12 protein-coding genes are annotated in these 19,556 nt (G+C 59.7%); 8 read left to right on the top strand and 4 right to left on the bottom strand.

The window, feature by feature from the left end; genetic code table 11:
* Positions 1–26: 26 nt before the first annotated feature.
* Positions 27–551, top strand: a complete 525-nt coding sequence (gene smrB, locus NMD14_09440) for an endonuclease SmrB (GenBank protein ID XEI34577.1) — start codon at positions 27–29, stop codon at positions 549–551.
* A 95-nt stretch (positions 552–646) separates the two neighbouring features.
* Here the strand turns inward: smrB and dcd are convergent, their stop codons facing one another.
* The 3 genes from dcd to apbC all read right to left on the bottom strand — a co-directional run bounded on the left by dcd (position 647) and on the right by apbC (position 3,147).
* Positions 647–1,228, bottom strand: a complete 582-nt coding sequence (gene dcd, locus NMD14_09435) for a dCTP deaminase (protein XEI34576.1) — start codon at positions 1,226–1,228, stop codon at positions 647–649.
* A 63-nt stretch (positions 1,229–1,291) separates the two neighbouring features.
* Complete coding sequence (gene udk / locus NMD14_09430) at positions 1,292–1,936, bottom strand: uridine kinase (GenBank protein ID XEI34575.1); 645 nt, start codon at positions 1,934–1,936, stop codon at positions 1,292–1,294.
* A gap of 110 nt (positions 1,937–2,046) precedes the next feature.
* The gene (apbC, locus tag NMD14_09425; protein ID XEI34574.1) at positions 2,047–3,147 is read right to left on the bottom strand and encodes an iron-sulfur cluster carrier protein ApbC; all 1,101 of its coding nucleotides are present in this window, start codon (positions 3,145–3,147) and stop codon (positions 2,047–2,049) included.
* A gap of 185 nt (positions 3,148–3,332) precedes the next feature.
* Between apbC and metG the strand changes: the two genes are divergently transcribed.
* From metG to NMD14_09390, 7 genes are all read left to right on the top strand, one after another.
* Positions 3,333–5,366 carry a methionine--tRNA ligase gene (metG, locus tag NMD14_09420; protein ID XEI34573.1) on the top strand — a complete coding sequence of 678 codons (2,034 nt, stop codon included), beginning with the start codon at positions 3,333–3,335 and terminating at the stop codon, positions 5,364–5,366.
* A gap of 264 nt (positions 5,367–5,630) precedes the next feature.
* Positions 5,631–6,050: a D-ribose pyranase gene (gene rbsD / locus NMD14_09415; GenBank protein XEI34572.1), complete on the top strand. Its 420-nt coding sequence runs from the start codon at positions 5,631–5,633 to the stop codon at positions 6,048–6,050.
* Positions 6,051–6,071: 21 nt separating this feature from the next.
* Entirely contained in the window at positions 6,072–7,601 is a 1,530-nt protein-coding gene (gene rbsA, locus NMD14_09410) for a ribose ABC transporter ATP-binding protein RbsA (protein ID XEI34571.1), read from the top strand.
* A complete protein-coding gene (rbsC, locus tag NMD14_09405) occupies positions 7,598–8,566 on the top strand; it encodes a ribose ABC transporter permease (GenBank protein XEI34570.1) in 969 nt (322 codons plus the stop codon). Before rbsA ends, rbsC begins: the two co-directional genes overlap by 4 nt.
* Before the next feature lie 35 nt (positions 8,567–8,601).
* Positions 8,602–9,477: a ribose ABC transporter substrate-binding protein RbsB gene (gene rbsB / locus NMD14_09400; GenBank protein XEI34569.1), complete on the top strand. Its 876-nt coding sequence runs from the start codon at positions 8,602–8,604 to the stop codon at positions 9,475–9,477.
* 108 nt (positions 9,478–9,585) lie between these two features.
* On the top strand, positions 9,586–10,518 hold the full coding sequence (gene rbsK, locus NMD14_09395) for a ribokinase (GenBank protein ID XEI34568.1): 933 nt from the start codon (positions 9,586–9,588) through the stop codon (positions 10,516–10,518).
* Complete coding sequence (locus NMD14_09390; GenBank protein ID XEI34567.1) at positions 10,518–11,540, top strand: substrate-binding domain-containing protein; 1,023 nt, start codon at positions 10,518–10,520, stop codon at positions 11,538–11,540. Before rbsK ends, NMD14_09390 begins: the two co-directional genes overlap by 1 nt.
* Before the next feature lie 361 nt (positions 11,541–11,901).
* Here the strand turns inward: NMD14_09390 and NMD14_09385 are convergent, their stop codons facing one another.
* Positions 11,902–19,554, bottom strand: coding sequence for a type I secretion C-terminal target domain-containing protein (locus NMD14_09385; GenBank protein ID XEI34566.1), 7,653 nt, complete (start codon positions 19,552–19,554; stop codon positions 11,902–11,904).
* Positions 19,555–19,556 lie beyond the last annotated feature (2 nt).

The raw sequence follows: 19,556 nt of genomic DNA, 5'->3' as shown, positions 1-19,556 counted from the left end.
ACGCATACCTAATACATGAGCATCTGATGAAAAAAACGCCCCCACCGACAGACGAGGAAACCCTGCTGTTCCGCGATGCGATAAAAGGTACCCGGAAAATCAAGCAAGATACCATAAGGGCCGAGTTACGCCCGGTCAAGCAGAAACGCGAATTGCGCGAAACCCGCGAAAAGCTTGGGGTTGACCACTATTTCAGCGATGAGTACCAACCCCATCTCGACGACGATGGGCCGACCCGTTACGTGCGGGAAGATGTGTCAAAATTTGAGCTGAAAAAGCTCAAGCGGGGCATTTATCCGCCCGAGATCTACCTGGATCTGCACGGCATGAACCAGCAGCAGGCAAAACAGGAGCTGGCCGCCCTGCTCACCCTCTGCAAAAAAGAGAACATTCACGTTGCCTCGGTGATGCACGGTATCGGCAAACATATTCTCAAGCAGCGCATTCCCAGCTGGCTGGCCCAGCATCCCAATGTGCGCGCCTTCCATCAGGCCCCCCGCGAATGGGGCGGCGACAGCGCCATTCTGGTGTTGCTGGATATCGAAGAGTAGTTAGCCAAACAGGCGCCTACACTAGCTCCGTTTGACCCCAGATATAACAAGGGAGCACCTTGTGCCCCCTTGAATCGTTGCAGAGTGGCCTGTCATCAGTCCTGATTGATGCGGCTGGCAACGGCCCCCTGCTGGCTCTTGTACTTGGCATTTTCCCGCTTGTTGTAGGGGCGGGCCGCAACGCCGGAGAGCATCTCGAAGTTCAAGGCGCCGATCTTCATCTTCGGGCGCAGCGCCAACGGCAGCTTGCCGCCGTTGTAGAACTCCAGCACGATGCGACCGGACCAACCCGGATCGATGCGGTGCGCGGTCACGTGCACCATCAGACCCAGACGCGCCAATGAAGAGCGGCCATCCAGCCAGCCGACGATATCCGCTGGCAGGGTGACGGATTCATAGGTAACAGCCAGCGCCAGCTGACCCGGGTGTAGGTAGAAGGCTTCGCCATCTGGGATGTGGATCTCCTCACTCATCACCCGATCGATGGCATCGGCCATCTCGCTGCTCGGGCCGCTCAGATCGATATAGGGGGCGGTATGATCGCGAAACACCCGAAACTCGTTACCCAGCAGCACATCGACGCTGACGCCACTGATCCGCTCTACCCCGGGCCGTGGCTCAATGACGATCTTGCCCTCATCCAGATGGCGTTCGATATCGGTATCACACAGACGCATTGGGCGACTCTCCTGACTACTTTGTGCTTTAAAAAAGCCGGGTATCACCCGGCTTGTTTCATCTTAACCAATCAACATGTGGCGAATACGCGCCTTGAGCATGTCGATGGCGATGCGATTCTTGCCACCACGGGGCACGATCACATCGGCGTACTGTTTGGACGGCTCGATAAACTGCAGGAACATCGGACGCACCGTCTTCTGATACTGCTTGAGCACGGAATCCATGGTACGGCCACGCTCTTGCACATCACGAACCAGACGACGCAGCAGGCAGATGTCGAGCGGGGTATCCATGAAGATGGAGGCATCCATCAGATCCCGCAGACGACTGTCGGTCAGCAGCAGGATCCCTTCCAGAATGATCACCCGGCGCGGCGCAAACGGGGTCACGTCGCTCATCCGGGTATGTTCGGTATAGGAGTACTGGGGAATGGCGACCGCGTCACCTTTGACCAGCTGGCTCAAGTGCTGTACCAACAGGTCGTGATCCAGCGCGTTGGGGTGGTCATAGTTGGTCTTGACCCGTTCTTCCATGGTCAGGTGGGTCTGATCACGGTAGTAGCAATCTTCGGTGATCACACCAATCTGACCTGCGCCCAGTTCGGCCACAAGCTCTTCATAAATGGTCTGGGCGATAAGACTTTTGCCAGACGCAGATGCGCCCGCAATACCGATGATCACACACGAATGTTGAGTATCAGACATGACAAATACCTAAAAGAGAAGAGCAGTGGGGGTGGTTTAAACCGATCCATTATATAAAAAAGGGTGGGTCATGCCCACCCTCAATTCCCTTTCAAGTGACCGACCGCCGATTATTCATCCAGCGCCATGGCATAGAGGGGGGTCGCAATCGGTTTTGCGCTGAAAAAGAGTTCGGCCCCTACCCTGCGTGCCAGCTTCAAATAGGCCTGAGCCAGGCTTCCTTCCGGTGCACCGAACACCGTCGGGCAGCCATCATCCATGTGTTGGCGGATATCGATGTGCAGCGGCAACTGGCCGAGCAGCGCCACTTGATACTGCTCTGCCATCTTCTGGCCGCCACCGGTACCAAACAGCGGCTCATGGTGACCGCAGGCGCTGCAGACGTGGTAACTCATGTTCTCAATGATGCCGAGCACCGGCACATTGACCTTGTTGAACATGGCGATCCCCTTGCGGGCATCGGCCAGCGCCACATCTTGCGGGGTGGTCACGATCACTGCCGCCGAGGTGGGCACCTGCTGGGCCATGGTGAGCTGGATGTCGCCGGTGCCCGGCGGCATGTCCACTACCAGATAATCCACCTCGCCCCAGCGGGTCTCATGGAGGATCTGCGCCAGCGCCTTGCTCGCCATCGGGCCGCGCCAGATGGTGGCATCCTGCTCGGAGACCAGATAACCGATGCTGTTGCTCTTGAGGCCACAAGCCATCACCGGCTCCATCAGCTTGCCGTCATGGCTGACGGGGCGCTCCTTGAGGGAGCCCATCATGGTGGGAATGGAAGGGCCATAGATATCGGCATCGAGAATGGCGACCCGCGCCCCCTCTTTTTGCAGTGCCAGCGCCAGATTGACCGCGGTGGTGGATTTGCCCACCCCCCCCTTGCCGGAAGCAACCACGATGATGTTGCGAATGCCCTGCACGGCATTGAGCCCCTGCGCCCGCGGCATACTGGCGACGTCAATCTCCAGTGCCCAGTCGATACGGGCGGCACCGGTGGCGCTGCGCAACCTGGCATCGAAGTTCTCTTTGAGCTGATCGAGCAGCGAGAGACCGGCAAACGGCAATACCAGCCGGATAGTAAGCCCCTGACCCTGACCCTGACCCTGACCCTGATTGATGATCTCGCGAACGAATCCGGCATCCACCAGATCCTTGTGCCAGCCTGCTGGCTTAAATTCGGCGAGGATCTGTTTTACTGAATCAATCACCATTAACTCCTCATTATCTTGTCTTTATCTTGAGGTGAACGGTTACCGCACACAAATCAGTGGCTTGCTTGCCATCGTAACGGCGGTTCTGCCAAGGTTGGCACAGCCACAACCCTAGGCAGGCTACCCCCAATTCGGGTAACATGCACGGCACTCTATCATCCCAACAAGCACATCAAGAACGTAATATGGCAACTGATCCTCGTAAAATGCTGGTAACCTGCGCCCTCCCCTATGCCAATGGCTCCATCCATCTTGGCCACATGCTGGAACACATCCAGGCCGATATCTGGGTTCGTTATCAGCGAATGCGCGGTCATCAGGTGCACTTCATCTGTGCCGATGATGCCCACGGCACCCCGATCATGCTCAAGGCACAGCAGATGGGGATCACCCCGGAAGAGATGATTGCGGCCGTCTCCAAAGAACACCAGACCGATTTCGCCGGTTTCAACATCAGCTTTGACAACTATCACTCTACCCACAGCGACGAAAACCGCGAGCTGGCAACACTTATCTACGGCCGTCTGAAAGACGGTGGCTTTATCAAGAGCCGTACCATCTCCCAGCTGTTCGATCCGGAAAAATCGATGTTCCTGCCGGACCGTTTCGTCAAGGGCACCTGCCCCAAGTGCAAATCCCCGGATCAGTACGGTGACAACTGCGACAGCTGCGGCGCCACCTACAGCCCGACTGAGCTGATTGATCCGAAATCCGCCGTCTCCGGTGCCACACCGGTGATGAAGGACTCGGAGCACTTCTTCTTCGACCTGCCGCAATTTGAAAAATGGCTCTCTGGGTGGGTGCGCGGCTCCGGCGCCATTCAGGAAGAGATGGCCAACAAGATGCAGGAGTGGTTCGAGAGCGGCCTGCAGCAGTGGGACATCACCCGTGACGCCCCTTACTTCGGTTTCGAAATTCCGGGCGCGCCGGGCAAATTCTTCTACGTCTGGCTCGATGCCCCTATCGGCTACATGGCCTCTTTCAAGAACCTGTGCAACAAGCGCGGCGACATCGACTTTGACAGCTACTGGAACAAAGACTCCAGCGCCGAGCTCTACCACTTCATCGGTAAAGATATCGCCTACTTCCACTGCCTGTTCTGGCCATCCATGCTGGAAGGTGCCAACTTCCGCAAGCCGACCAAGGTCAACGTACACGGCTATGTGACCGTCAACGGCGCCAAGATGTCCAAATCCAAGGGCACCTTTATCAAGGCATCCACCTACCTGAACCACCTGGATCCGGAGTGCCTGCGTTACTACTACGCCGCCAAGCTCAACAGCCGTATCGACGATCTAGACCTGAACCTCGAAGATTTCGTGCAGCGCGTCAACGCTGACGTGGTCAACAAGCTGGTCAACCTCGCCTCCCGCAACGCCGGCTTTATCGCCAAGCGTTTTGGCGGCAAGCTGGCAGCCACCTGCGCCGAGCCCGAGCTCTACGCCGAATTCGCCAATGCCCGTACCGCCATTGCCGAAGCGTATGAGAGCCGCGAGTTCAGCCGTGCCATCCGCGAAATCATGGCGCTGGCCGACAAGGCAAACCGCTATGTGGACGACAAGGCTCCCTGGGTCATCGCCAAGCAGGAAGGGGCAGATGCCGAACTGCAAGCGGTTTGCTCCGTCGGTATCAACCTGTTCCGCGTACTGATGGCCTACCTCAAGCCCGTCATGCCGCTGCTGGCCGAGCGTGCCGAAGCCTTCCTGGCCGAAACCCTCAGCTGGGATGGCATCGAAATGCCGCTGGTCGATCATACCGTTGCACCGTTCAAGGCCCTCTTCTCCCGCATCGAGCCTGCCAAAATTGAAGCCATGATCGAGGCATCCAAGGAAGACCTAGCCAAGGAGCAGGCACCGAAAGTGAGCGGCCCGCTGGCTGATGACCCCATCAGCGAGACCATCAGCTATGACGACTTTGCCAAGATTGACCTGCGCGTCGCGCTGATCAAGAAGGCCGAAGCGGTGCCGGAAGCCGAGAAACTGCTCAAGCTGCAACTGGATATCGGCGGCGAGACCCGTCAGGTGTTTGCTGGCATCAAATCCGCCTACAACCCGGAAGATCTGGAAGGCAAGCTGACCGTGATGGTGGCCAACCTGGCGCCGCGCAAGATGCGCTTTGGCATGTCCGAAGGCATGGTGCTGGCCGCAGGCCCGGGCGGCAAGGATCTCTGGATCCTGGAGCCGCAGGAAGGCGCCCAGCCGGGGATGCGCGTCAAGTAAGCGTATCGCCGCATGCTGACCTGCCCGGCGGGCAACAAACACCTCTCCAACTAAGCAATAAATCAATGAAAGGGTGGCAGATCTCATCTGGCACCCTTCTTTCTCTCTACATCCCCCGCCTTTGAGATCGTTTTCACATTTCCGTAGTTTTACCGTGGCCCTTCCTCTGTAAAAAGCCTATCTTTGCGTCATGACGCAACCGGTTGCGTAACCGGTTGCCTGGCGGTTCACAGATTGACGGGCCAAGGCCTGATGAGGTGCTGTATGAAACGAGGCGTACTGCTCAATGCCCCCCTGAGTGCTCTGGTGGCACAGATGGGCCACACCGACGAGATCACCGTCTGCGATGCAGGCTTGCCAATTCCGGCAGGGCCGGAGCGGATCGATCTGGCGCTGATGGCGGGGACGCCCAGCCTTGCAACCGTACTGACCGCCCTGCTCACCGATCTGGTGGTGGAGAAGGTGATCATGGCGAGCGAGATCAAGCAGATCAGCCCCGCCGCCCATCAGGCGCTGGTCGATCAGCTTGAGGCCCACGCAGCCGCCCAGGGCAAACCCATCGCCATCGAATACTGCCTGCACGAGGAGTTCAAAACCCGCTCCCGCCAGAGCAAGGCTATCGTGCGCAGCGGCGAGGTGACTCCCTACGCCAACCTGATCCTCTGCGCCGGTGTGGCGTTTTAAGCCTCTTCAAGGAAGCTGCAAATGAGCACAACCTCCCCCCTCTCACCCATTCTGGAGCTGACCGGGATCGTCAAGACCTTCCCCGGTGTGCGCGCCCTCGACGAAGCGGGTCTGCGGGTCTATCCGGGCCAGGTGATGGCCCTGCTCGGTGAAAATGGCGCCGGCAAATCCACCCTGATGAAGGTGCTGACCGGTATCTATCAGGCCGATGCGGGCAGCGTCAGCTACCGCGGTCAGCCGGTCCACTTCAAGGGGCCGCGCGATTCTCAGGATCAGGGGATCAGCATCATCCACCAGGAGCTGAACCTGCTGCCGGAGTTGTCAATTGCCGCCAACATCTTCCTCGGGCGCGAACCCCGTACCCGTTTTGGCAGCATCGACCACAAACAGCTGCGCGAGCGGGCAAGCACCCTCCTGGCACGACTTGGCGTCAAACATGGGCCGGATACCCGGCTCGGGGATCTCTCCATCGGCGAACAGCAGATGGTAGAGATTGCCAAGGCGCTGTCGTTCGATGCCAACGTCATCATCATGGACGAACCCACCGATGCGTTGACCGATACCGAGACCGAGCAGCTGTTCAAGGTGATCTGCGAGTTGCGTGAGCAGGGTTGCGGCATCGTCTATATCTCCCACCGCCTCAAGGAAATCTTCCAGATCTGCGATCGAGTCACTGTGCTGCGCGATGGCAAGTGGATTGGCGAGAAGGCGGTGAGCGAGCTGGACGAAGACAAGATCATCGAGATGATGGTGGGTCGCCGGCTGGAAGAGCAGTATCCGCGCGTTGAGCGCGAGCTCGGCCCCGTCAGCCTGCAGGTCAGGGATCTGGCCGGTCCCGGCGTGCGCGGGGTGAGCTTCTCCCTGCGTCAGGGGGAAATTCTGGGCTTCAGCGGCCTGATGGGCTCCGGCCGCACCGAGCTGATGAAGCTTATCTATGGCGCCAGCCCCATCAGCGCTGGTGAAGTGAAAGTGGACGGTCATGCATTGGTGCCCAAAAGCCCGGCCGATGGTCTGGCAGCGGGCATTGCCTATATCTCCGAAGATCGCAAGGGCGATGGGCTGGTGCTGGAGCTGTCGGTGCGCGAAAACATGAGTCTGTGCGCCCTCGACGAGTTCATCAGCAACGGCAAGATTGACGGCAAGGCCGAGCGGCAGGCGGTAAGCGACTATGTGCGCCTGTTCAACATCAAGACCCCGAGTCAGGATCAGCTGATCAAGCTGCTCTCCGGCGGCAACCAGCAGAAGGTGGCCATCGCCAAGGGGCTGCTGACAAGGCCCAAGGTGCTGATCCTCGATGAGCCGACCCGCGGCGTCGATGTGGGGGCGAAAAAGGAAATTTATCAGCTGATCAACCAGTTCAAGAAGGAGGGGATGAGCATCATTCTGGTCTCCTCCGAGATGCCGGAAGTGCTCGGCATGAGTGATCGCATCATGGTGATGCACGAAGGGCGCATCAGCGCAGAGTTCAACACCCGCGATGCCAATCAGGAGAAGCTGATGGCGGCGGCAGTCGGTAAACAGTGGCAAGCAGAGCAAGAGGCATCCCAATGACAACCCAAACCCTTTCCCGCCGTGGCGTCATGAGCAAGGCGTGGTGGATCGAGAACAAATCCCTGGTCGCGCTGCTGGTCCTGATTGGTGTGGTCTCTTTCCTGAGCCCCAACTTCTTCACCGCCGACAACCTGCTCAACATCCTACGCCAGACCTCGGTCAACGCCATCATGGCGGTCGGCATGACGCTGGTTATCCTCACCGCCGGTATCGATCTGTCGGTCGGCTCGGTACTGGCCCTGTGCGGCGCGCTGGCTGCGACCATGGTCGCCATGGAGCTGCCGATCTGGCTGGTGGTGCCCCTCACTCTGGGTGCCGGTGCCCTGCTGGGCGGCGTCAGCGGTCTGATCATTGCCAAAGGCAAGGTGCAGGCCTTTATCGCCACCCTGGTCACCATGACCGCCCTGCGCGGCATCACCATGGTCTATACCGAGGGCCGCCCCATCTCCACCGGTTTCAGTGACGGCGCCGATCACTTTGCCTGGCTCGGTACCGGTTACCTGTTCGGTCTGCCGGTGCCCATCTGGCTGATGGCCATCGTCTTCCTGCTCGCCTGGTTCATGCTCAACCACACCCGGCTCGGTCGCTACATCTACGCGCTGGGCGGTAACGAGTCTGCCACCCGCCTCTCCGGCATCAATGTGGATCGGGTGAAGCTGGCGGTGTATGGTCTGTGCGGCGCGCTCTCGGCGCTGGCCGGGCTCATCGTTACCTCTCGCCTCTCCTCTGCCCAGCCGACGGCGGGCATGGGTTACGAGCTGGATGCCATCGCCGCCGTGGTGCTGGGTGGTACCAGCCTGATGGGCGGCAAGGGCCGCATCATGGGCACCCTGATCGGTGCCTTGATCATCGGCTTCCTGAACAACGCCCTCAACCTGCTCGATGTATCCTCCTATTACCAGATGATCGCCAAGGCCAGCGTGATCTTGCTTGCCGTGATGATCGATAACAAAAGCAATCGTTAATAACGTACGACATGCCACACACAAGGAATGAAATGATGAAAAAGCTCAATACCCTGCTCGCTGCCGCCATCATGTCCGTGCTGGGTACCGCCCAGGCCGCCGATCAAACCCTGGCCATGGTGGTCTCCACCCTCAACAACCCCTTCTTCGTCACCATGAAAGAGGGGGCCGAAGCCAAAGCCAAAGAGCTCGGCTACCAGTTGGTGGTACTGGACTCCCAGAATGACCCGGCCAAAGAGCTCTCCAACATGGAAGATCTCACCGTGCGCAAGGTCGGCGCCATCCTGATCAACCCCACCGACTCCGAAGCGGTCGGCAACGCCATTCGTCTGGCCAACCGCGCCAACATTCCGGTACTGACCCTGGACCGCGGCGCCGCACAGGGTGAGGTGAAAGCCCACATCGCCTCCGACAACGTGGCGGGTGGCAAACTGGCCGGTGACTTTATCACCGAAAAACTGGGCACCGGTGCCAAGGTGATCCAGCTGGAAGGGATTGCCGGTACCTCCGCCGCCCGCGACCGTGGTGAAGGCTTTGCCCTGGCCGTGGCGGCCAACAAGCTGCAGGTACTGGCATCCCAGCCTGCCGATTTTGACCGCACCAAGGGTCTGAACGTCATGGAAAACCTGCTGGCGGCCCATCCGACTGTACAGGCCGTATTCGCCCAGAACGACGAGATGGCGCTGGGTGCCATCCGCGCGGTGCAGGCTGCCGGTAAAGAGGTGATGATCGTCGGCTTCGACGGCACTGACGATGGCAAAGCCGCGGTCGCCCGTGGCAAACTGGCCGCCACTGTGGCCCAGCAACCCGCACTGATCGGTGCCATCGGCGTCGAAACTGCCGACAAGGTGCTCAAGGGCCAGCCGGTGGAAAAATCCATCCCGGTACCGCTGCAAGTGGTCAGCAAGTAAGTTCTCGAGGGGAGGTTCGCCTCCCCTTTTCTCTCTCGTTCAGGTGTCTCCCGGCTTGGGCTCACTCAATCACAGTGTTCAAGCCAAGATGCATCAGGAGTAGTCAACATGAATCGTCTCGTCGTTCTGGGCAGTGTCAATGCAGACCACGTGCTGCGCGTTCCCCACTTTCCTCGCCCGGGTGAAACCCTGACCGGCCACAGCTATCAGGTGGTCCCGGGTGGCAAGGGGGCCAATCAGGCGGTCGCTGCCGCCCGCCTCGGTGCCCCGGTCTCCTTTATCGCCCGTATCGGTGATGACGCCATCGGCCACCAGATGAAAAGCGGCTTTGCCAAAGATGGCATCGATGTGAGCGCCGTCGAGCTCGACGACACCCTGCCTACCGGCATCGCCATCATCTATGTCAGCGATGAGGGGGAGAACAGCATCGGTATCTCCGCCGAAGCCAACGGCGCCCTCTCCCCTGCGGTGGTGCAGCGCCACGAAGCCATGATCGCCGACGCCCACACCCTGTTGTTACAGCTGGAAGTGCCGCTGGAGAGCGTCCATGAAGCTGCACGCCTGGCGCGCGCCCACAGCACCCGGGTGGTACTCAACCCCGCCCCGGCCCGCCCGCTCTCGAGTGAGCTGCTGGCGCTGGTGGATCTCATCACCCCCAACCAGACCGAAGCCGAGCTGTTGACCGGCGTCAAAGTCACCGACGCAGCCAGCGCCCGCGAGGCGGCCGCCCGTTTCCACCAGATGGGTATTGCGGATGTGATGATCACCCTGGGGTCGCAGGGGGTCTATTGCAGCAACGCACAGCAGCAACAGCTGATCCCGGGCTTTCGGGTCAAGGCGGTGGATACCACTGCCGCGGGCGATACCTTCAACGGCGCCCTGCTGGCGGCCGAACTGGCCGGAGCCGATTTCCACGGCGCGGTGCGCTTTGCCCACGGGGCGGCGGCGCTCTCCGTCACCCGGTTCGGTGCCCAGAGCTCCATCCCGAGCAAGCAAGAAGTGGACGCCTTCCTGCTTGAGCAGACTGCGCAGGGGCACTGATGGCCAATATCAAGGAGGTGGCGGCGCTGGCGGGGGTCTCCACCACCACCGTCTCCCATGTCATCAACGAGACCCGCTTCGTGGCCGAGGAGACCCGCGAGCGGGTCTTCACCGCCATGCGCGATCTCAACTATGCCCCGAGCCTGGTGGCCCGCAGCCTCAAGGTGAAGGAGACCAACAGTATCGGCATGCTGGTCACCACCTCCAGCAACCCCTTCTTCGCCGAGGTGGTGCGCGGGGTGGAGCGTTACTGCTTCGAGCAGGGCTACAACCTGATGCTGGGCAACACCGAGGGGCAGGCCGAAACGGCGCTATCCTACCTCAAAATGATGCTGCGCAAGCGGGTCGACGGCCTGCTGATCATGTGCAGCGAGGGACAGCAGGAGGTGTTCAACCAGCTCGACTGGCTCAAGAGCCTGCCGGTAGTAGTGATGGATTGGGGGCTGGTCAGCGAGGATGTGGATCTTATCGCTGACAACTCCTTCCGCGGCGGTTATCTGGCGACCCGCCATCTGATTGAACTGGGCCATACCGCCATCGGCTGTATCACCGGCCCCCAGAGCCGCGCACCCGCCAACCAGCGCCAAGCTGGCTTTGAGCAGGCGTTGCAGGAGGCGGGGCTCACCGTCAATCCGCAGTGGATCCAGGAGGGGGACTTTGACGGCGCCAGCGGTCATCAGGCGATGACTCGTCTGCTGGCCCTGTCAGAGCGCCCCACCGCCCTCTTTGTCTGCAATGACATGATGGCAATGGGAGCCATCAGTGCCGCCCATCAGGCCGGGCTGGTGATCCCGCGGGATATCTCCATCGTTGGCTATGACAATGTGGCGCTGGCCGAATTTATGTCGCCGCCACTCACTACCATCAACCAGCCCAAAGAGGAGCTGGGACGTCTGGCTGTCACCCGTCTGCTGGCGCGGATCAACGGCGAGGCGGTGGAGAACCACCTGATCACCGTTGACCCGGATCTGGTGATCAGACAATCCTGCGCGCGGCCCCGCAACATCCACATCCAGGGATAGGATCATCAGCAACGGACCTTGCTGATTGACCGATGCGCGCTCTGAGCGCTGAAATCGGCACGTAATATCGCCAGGTTCCGAAGTGTGTCGCAGCCTGCCGTAATGGAACCGACTGCGATCTACTCCGTAACTGATGCCCCTGAGGTTATCGAAGCCGTAGTTGCCGCCGAGGTAGAGGCCGCTCCCGCCGCCGTCATGCCGCTCTCTGCTGCCAACCATGAGGCCTTGACCGCTACGGTGACAGCACCATGGCCAACAACGTGGCAACTCGCCCGTCCGACCGCCCCTCAGTTTATGTATTCACCTTATAAAAGAGCCGGCAATTGCCGGCTCTTTTTCTATAGTGCTATCTCACGCAGCGTCAGGGGTGTTGGATGATCAGGCTATGCTGGTCTTCGACCATGCTCTGCAGGATATCGTGGGAGGAGGTGCTAGTGAGATTCCAGCTGGTCAAATCCACATCCTTCAGGGTGATCTGCTGAGTCACGTGGCCATCCCCTGCCGGCGAAACCGATAGGTTCACGTCGTTCAGGCCATTGCTGCCCATCGACACCGAGGCAGAGAGGTTATTGAGCAGACTATCGACATGGTTGCCGGTCACCCCTTGCAGCATGTGAGCCAGATCAATCTTGTCACCCTGTTCCGGGTGGAAGTCGGTGATGGTGTCAATGGCAGGCTGTGCCACTGTCCCTTCATCCCCGTGACCCCAAACAAAGAGATCGTGGCCGGCGCCTCCGGTTAGGCTATCGTTGCCCATGCCTCCCCGGATCACGTCATCCCCAAGCCCGCCCAGGATCCGATCATTGCCAGTGATGCCGAACAACCAGCTCCCCTGATCCGAGCCAAGCAGGTCATGACCACTTTGGTTGTCGATATGCATGGTCTCTAGGGGGAAGCCCAGGCTAGCTCCCGCGCTCAGGATCAGGTTGTGATCCCCCACCGGCAACTCCTTGAGGTTGATGGCGTCATCGGCAAACAACTCTTGGCCGTGTTGCCCTGAGAGCGGCTCGCCAAGCTGCGACGGATGATCTGGCGCCGGCGCTGCATCCGCGTGATGAGCAGCTTGCAGCGCCACACTCTCCACCGGCGCTTCATGGCCAGCATCGTGACTCACCGACACATGAGCGCCTCTGGCAAGCGTCAATGTCGACGTCGCATGCTCGCCGTCCACCTCAGTAGAGGTAACAGCGACCTTGATGCCATCAATCGACTGACCCTCTTTCACGGTCAACACGAGCTGCCCTTGCGCAAGCTCCTGATGAGTAATGACCCAACTGCCCCGAGCGCCAGCATGTCCCAGATTGAGCGTGCTGCCATCCGGTAACCCGTTAAAGGTAATATCCGAGATCTTTTCACTGCCATCCTTGTCGGTCAAGGCGGCAGTCAGCTGCAGGGGATAGTGATCAACGCCCGGTTCACTATGAGTGGTGGCCTTGGCTCCACTTTCAGTCATCATCCCCTGCGTACTCACCAAACCGTGTCCATCACCGAAGATAATGCTCTCGATATTGTTGGCAACACTCACTTTCTGTCCGGTTGTTTTGTCAGTGATGGAGAGGTTATCCATGCCGCCGCCAGCCGTATTCGGATGGTCAGCGCTGTAGGTAATCTCGTATCGGCTCCGTGGACCGGCCAGAAAGATATAGTCCTGAGGGCTGTCAATTTTATCGCCGCCACCGTCCAAGCCATGCACCGCCCCGGCCATCGCCGGCAAAATTGCACCCTGATCATCAGTCAACATAAAAATATCTGATTTATCATGTGCACCGTGAACATTACCACCTTGGCCCTGGATGTCTGACAAATGCCAAATCTTGACATGCGGGTCAGCATTGAAATGGCCATCTGTGACGGTGATATCTTTCTGTCCAGCCTGTTGATGCACCTCGATTGTGGTACGGCCCGGCTGATGAGTCATGGTGCCTCTACTGACCGTTAACACCGGTGTATCAACTTTGGGCGCTATATCAATGTGCATATGGGACAATGCTCCTTGCCCATTAACTGGCTCACCGTCGGTGGGGGTGAAATCAAAATGGGCATAGTCATCTTTCATATTGCCGACACCGGGGTGATGATACGCATCATCACCGGCCTCATTGGCATCCGGCACAAAATGGAAATGACCAGCATCCATCATGGCCTTGGTGATGACCTGGCCGACCGTAACCGCCTTCCAAGCCCTGCCATCGTCAGTAAACAGCAGCTTACCGTCGGCGGGGAGACTGCCAATTTTAATGCCTAGCGCCTTACCACCATCCACGTCAGTGATATGGAAATCCCCCCAGCTTAACGGCAGATGTGTATCCTCAGAGCCCGATACCAACACCACGTCAGGTGCTGTGGGCGCATCATTGACGGATGCCACATCAATGGTGACGGTTGCGGTTTCAGTGCTGCCACCGGCGCTGACGGTGTAGGTAAAACTGTCCGCGCCATGGTAATTGGCTACCGGCGTGTAATGCGCCGCGCCATCCTTGCCAAGTGTCAGCGTGCCGTGTGAAGGATTGGTATGGCCGGTCACTTGGCGAGTGTTATCTTCAAAGTTATCTGCCGATGCGCCGCCCTGGCCAGTTAATGGATTAAAACTAAGCGACGCATCTTCATTGACATGTAAAGAGTCCGCCACTATATCGGCCACCGATGCCACCGTAATCGGCACCGCGCCAGTGGCGTGATGGTGGCCGTCACTGGTCTCGATTTGCAGCGTGTCCGCGCCATGGTAATCGGGTTTACCGGTGTAGGTCAGGGTCGCCAGCGCTGCGTTAATCTCTGCCGCCGTGCCACTTATCGTCAGACTCGGCCCATGGTTGCCCTGCACAGTGGCATGCCCGGCCGTGACCAGGAGTGTGCCATGCAAGACACTGAGTGTGGTTGACAGATGGGCGCTGTCACGATCCGCTACCTTGATCCCACTGACCGCGCTTGGGTTGTCTTCCTTCAGGGCCAGAGAGGTCGGCAGTTCATGAGTGGGGGCGGCGTCATTGTCGAGAATTGAACCCGTTCCCGTCACACCACCAATAGTCAGCGGCACGGTTTCGGTAGGCTCGGCCAACAGATCATCGGTGGTGGGCAAGGTCACGGAGAAATGAGTCACACCGGCAGGCACTGCCAGATAACCATGGTCCAAGACCACCCCGTTGGAAAACACCGGCTTGCCGTAATCTTCAACACCTGCACTACCGCCACCCAGAGAGAAGGCCAGCTTCTGCAGCGAGGAAGCCGCATTGGTGAGGGCAACATCAAAGACCAGCGATTGACCTTCTGTTACGGACGGCGATGAAATAGACGCCACCTTGGGAGCACTATCATCATCGATAATGGTGCCCATCGCCTTACCTTGCACCACAGACCCAACGTTAGGTTGGGAGAGCGTGAGATACATGTTTTCATTACCCTCAAACAGGGTATCCGCCGTGGTGTGCACCGTCACACTCTTGCTCAGTTCGCCCGGATTAAAGGTGAGCGTCCCGCTGGCTGCGGTGTAATCTGAACTATTGGCGGTGCCGTCCGATGTCGCAAACTTCACGCTTTGCGCCGCCTGCGCATCCCCACTACGGGTAACGGTGAAGAGAAGATCGCCCCCTTCCGTGACCTCAGCATTAGCAACCGACAAGACGGGAGCGGTATCCGCATCATTGATCACCGCCGTTACGGTGGCGCCAGCACCGCTAACAATCTCCAGCGACTCAAAACTATGAGCCGTGTCCGTTACCCCGCTAATGGTCAGCGTATAACCTTCGTGCCCTTCGTACAGCGAATCCACCACGGTCTGGTTTTCTATCACAGCACTGTTATGGCCGGCAGGAATGGTCACGGTCGTTACCAATGCCGCACTGAAATCGCTTGGTGAGGTGGTTTGCGAACCATACGTCAAGGTAACAGTGACGGATCCCCCGGTCGGCACCTGCACAAGATGACCATTACCATCTGTTAACTCGACGCGATGCTGCAGTGTTTCCCCTTCTGTCACACTGCCGGTGACATTAACCAATCGGGCATAGACTGGAGAAATATTATCCACCACCGATACGGTAGCCGTGGCCCCGATAGCCAGCTGCTCAAAATTGCCTCCCGTAGCAGATACCACACTGGCGGTTACATGAGAGCCGCCAGAGAAGAGATCATCCGGCGCAGTGGTAATAACCTGACCAGACGTATGTCCGTCAGCAATCACCACGGTCTTGCCATTGTCGAGCTGGACCGTTACTTCCCCGTGTGCTGCCGCACCGAGCGTTACAGTCCAGGTAATATCGCCCCCTTCTTTCACCCCAGAGGTCCCCGTCAGGGTCACGCTTGTGGTATCGATGGTGTCACCGACGCTCACCGCACTCGGGCCGCTCGGCAGCTCGAGATGGGAGTAGCCGCCTCCGCTTGAGGCCGTAATCGCCGCGTTAACCACGCCAGCATCCACATAGACGGTGTCCGGATGGACTTTCACATCGACACTACCGGTCAACTCCCCGGCCTTGATGGTGATCTCCGAGCCGTTATCCAACGTCAACAGCAACGGTGTCACCGGCGCATGGTCCACCTGCGCCGTCCAGGTCACTACGCCCCCTTCCTTCACGTCCGGGCTGCCCGTCAAGGTCACATGCACCGGCAGCGCGCTGTCCGTCACCGTGGTCGACACATGGGCGCTGCTATCGAGCCGCTCATAGTTCCCACCCTGAGTGCTCGTGATGGAGAGCGCAACCTGGCTATCGCCCTGCGCCAACACATCTGCCGGCCGCGTCGCCACATCCAGCGTTCCGCTGCTCGCGCCCACCGGGATGGTGAGTTGTTGGCCATTACTGAGCGTCAGGACCAGATCGCTGCCCGTGACCGGATGATCAACCTGCGCGGTGTGGGTAATGGTGCTGCCTTCCACCACGGTACTCGGGGCAGTCAGGCTAATCGTGGTGGTATCGATGGTGTCACCGACGCTCACCGCACTCGGGCCGCTCGGCAGCTCGAGATGGGAGTAACCGCCTCCGCTTGAGGCCGTAATCGCCGCGTTGACCACGCCAGCATCCACATAGACGGTGTCCGGATGGACTTTCACATCGACACTACCGGTCAACTCCCCGGCCTTGATGGTGATCTCCGACCCGTTATCCAACGTCAACAGCAATGGCGTCACCGGCGCATGGTCCACCTGCGCCGTCCAGGTCACTACGCCCCCTTCCTTCACGTCCGGGCTGCCCGTCAGGGTCACATGCACCGGCAGCGCGCTGTCCGTCACCGTGGTCGACACATGGGCGCTGCTATCGAGCCGCTCATAGTTCCCACCCTGAGTGCTCGTGATGGAGAGCGCAACCTGGCTATCGCCCTGCGCCAACACATCTGCCGGCCGCGTCGCCACATCCAGCGTTCCGCTGCTCGCGCCCACCGGGATGGTGAGTTGTTGGCCATTACTGAGCGTCAGGACCAGATCGCTGCCCGTGACCGGATGATCAACCTGCGCGGTGTAGGTAATGGTGCTGCCTTCCACCACGGTACTCGGGGCAGTCAGGCTAATCGTGGTGGTATCGATGGTGTCACCGACGCTCACCGCACTCGGGCCGCTCGGCAGCTCGAGATGGGAGTAACCGCCTCCGCTTGAGGCCGTAATCGCCGCGTTGACCACGCCAGCATCCACATAGACGGTGTCCGGATGCACTTTCACATCGACACTACCGGTCAACTCCCCGGCCTTGATGGTGATCTCCGAGCCGTTATCCAACGTCAACAGCAACGGTGTCACCGGCGCATGGTCCACCTGCGCCGTCCAGGTCACTACGCCCCCTTCCTTCACGTCCGGGCTGCCCGTCAAGGTCACATGCACCGGCAGCGCGCTGTCCGTCACCGTGGTCGACACATGGGCGCTGCTATCGAGCCGCTCATAGTTCCCACCCTGAGTGCTCGTGATGGAGAGCGCAACCTGGCTATCGCCCTGCGCCAACACATCTGCCGGCCGCGTCGCCACATCCAGCGTTCCGCTGCTCGCGCCCACCGGGATGGTGAGTTGTTGGCCATTACTGAGCGTCAGGACCAGATCGCTGCCCGTGACCGGATGATCAACCTGCGCGGTGTAGGTAATGGTGCTGCCTTCCACCACGGTACTCGGGGCAGTCAGGCTAATCGTGGTGGTATCGATGGTGTCACCGACGCTCACCGCACTCGGGCCGCTCGGCAGCTCGAGATGGGAGTAGCCGCCTCCGCTTGAGGCCGTAATCGCCGCGTTGACCACGCCAGCATCCACATAGACGGTGTCCGGATGCACTTTCACATCGACACTACCGGTCAACTCCCCGGCCTTGATGGTGATCTCCGAGCCGTTATCCAACGTCAACAGCAACGGTGTCACCGGCGCATGGTCCACCTGCGCCGTCCAGGTCACTACGCCCCCTTCCTTCACGTCCGGGCTGCCCGTCAGGGTCACATGCACCGGCAGCGCGCTGTCCGTCACCGTGGTCGACACATGGGCGCTGCTATCGAGCCGCTCATAGTTCCCACCCTGAGTGCTCGTGATGGAGAGCGCAACCTGGCTATCGCCCTGCGCCAACACATCTGCCGGCCGCGTCGCCACATCCAGCGTTCCGCTGCTCGCGCCCACCGGGATGGTGAGTTGTTGGCCATTACTGAGCGTCAGGACCAGATCGCTGCCCGTGACCGGATGATCAACCTGCGCGGTGTAGGTAATGGTGCTGCCTTCCACCACGGTACTCGGGGCAGTCAGGCTAATCGTGGTGGTATCGATGGTGTCACCGACGCTCACCGCACTCGGGCCGCTCGGTAGCTCGAGATGGGAGTAGCCGCCTCCGCTTGAGGCCGTAATCGCCGCGTTGACCACGCCAGCATCCACATAGACGGTGTCCGGATGCACTTTCACATCGACACTACCGGTCAACTCCCCGGCCTTGATGGTGATCTCCGAGCCGTTATCCAACGTCAACAGCAACGGTGTCACCGGCGCATGGTCCACCTGCGCCGTCCAGGTCACTACGCCCCCTTCCTTCACGTCCGGGCTGCCCGTCAGGGTCACATGCACCGGCAGCGCGCTGTCCGTCACCGTGGTCGACACATGGGCGCTGCTATCGAGCCGCTCATAGTTCCCACCCTGAGTGCTCGTGATGGAGAGCGCAACCTGGCTATCGCCCTGCGCCAACACATCTGCCGGCCGCGTCGCCACATCCAGCGTTCCGCTGCTCGCGCCCACCGGGATGGTGAGTTGTTGGCCATTACTGAGCGTCAGGACCAGATCGCTGCCCGTGACCGGATGATCAACCTGCGCGGTGTAGGTAATGGTGCTGCCTTCCACCACGGTACTCGGGGCAGTCAGGCTAATCGTGGTGGTATCGATGGTGTCGGTAATGGTTGTGGTGACCGGTGCCGTATTCGGCACCAGTCGTTCAAAATTGCCACCCTCGGCACCGGTTATTGCGTTGCTGACCGTGCTCGGGTCACGATAGACATCCTCACCGACCGGCACGGTATGTGTCAGCGTGCCGCTGCGGTCTCCGTCAGCAATGGTGATATCGCCCAGCTGGGTATGGACCGTGGTCACGCCATGGCTCTCATGGGCCAAGGTCGCGGTGTAGATAATCTCTCCACCCGCCTCGGTCAGCGTGCTCTTGTCTGCCGTCAGCGTCACGCTAGTCGGGTCGAGGGTGTCCGTGACATCAATGGTCAACGGGCTACGGTCTACAACCAGCTGTTCAAAGTTGCCGCCCTGCGCATCCCGGATGGCGAAATGCTGTTGACCCGCATCCAGATACACATCCTCACCCGCAGAGAGCACATCGATACTCACGCTCCGCTCACCCGCCGGGATTGTCAGTGTCATGCCGTTGGTCAGTGTCACGTCTACCGCGGTCTGAGGCACCTGGTCCAGAGTGGCCGTCAAGCTCAGCAACTGCCCTTCCGCCACGCTCGGCGTGCTGGTACTGAGTGTCAGGTGCGTCGGCGTCGGATTGTCTATCACCTGGCTTACCGCCTGGTTCGGATCAAGATTCAACTGCTCGAACTCACCGCCCTTGGCCCCCGTTATCATGG

The organism is Aeromonas veronii, from assembly GCA_041319085.1.
GTDB lineage: Bacteria > Pseudomonadota > Gammaproteobacteria > Enterobacterales > Aeromonadaceae > Aeromonas > Aeromonas veronii_F.
Note: the sequence above shows the minus strand (reverse complement) of the source record. Positions and strands in the feature narration are given on the sequence as shown.

Coding starts and splice junctions, on each gene's coding strand:
- rbsK (XEI34568.1), top strand. CDS start 9,586: ATGAATCGTCTCGTCGTTCTGGGCAGTGTCAATGCAGACCACGTGCTG.
- metG (XEI34573.1), top strand. CDS start 3,333: ATGGCAACTGATCCTCGTAAAATGCTGGTAACCTGCGCCCTCCCCTAT.
- rbsD (XEI34572.1), top strand. CDS start 5,631: ATGAAACGAGGCGTACTGCTCAATGCCCCCCTGAGTGCTCTGGTGGCA.
- udk (XEI34575.1), bottom strand. CDS start 1,936: ATGTCTGATACTCAACATTCGTGTGTGATCATCGGTATTGCGGGCGCA.
- rbsA (XEI34571.1), top strand. CDS start 6,072: ATGAGCACAACCTCCCCCCTCTCACCCATTCTGGAGCTGACCGGGATC.
- NMD14_09385 (XEI34566.1), bottom strand. CDS start 19,554: ATGATAACGGGGGCCAAGGGCGGTGAGTTCGAGCAGTTGAATCTTGAT.
- apbC (XEI34574.1), bottom strand. CDS start 3,147: ATGGTGATTGATTCAGTAAAACAGATCCTCGCCGAATTTAAGCCAGCA.
- smrB (XEI34577.1), top strand. CDS start 27: ATGAAAAAAACGCCCCCACCGACAGACGAGGAAACCCTGCTGTTCCGC.
- NMD14_09390 (XEI34567.1), top strand. CDS start 10,518: ATGGCCAATATCAAGGAGGTGGCGGCGCTGGCGGGGGTCTCCACCACC.
- rbsB (XEI34569.1), top strand. CDS start 8,602: ATGAAAAAGCTCAATACCCTGCTCGCTGCCGCCATCATGTCCGTGCTG.
- dcd (XEI34576.1), bottom strand. CDS start 1,228: ATGCGTCTGTGTGATACCGATATCGAACGCCATCTGGATGAGGGCAAG.
- rbsC (XEI34570.1), top strand. CDS start 7,598: ATGACAACCCAAACCCTTTCCCGCCGTGGCGTCATGAGCAAGGCGTGG.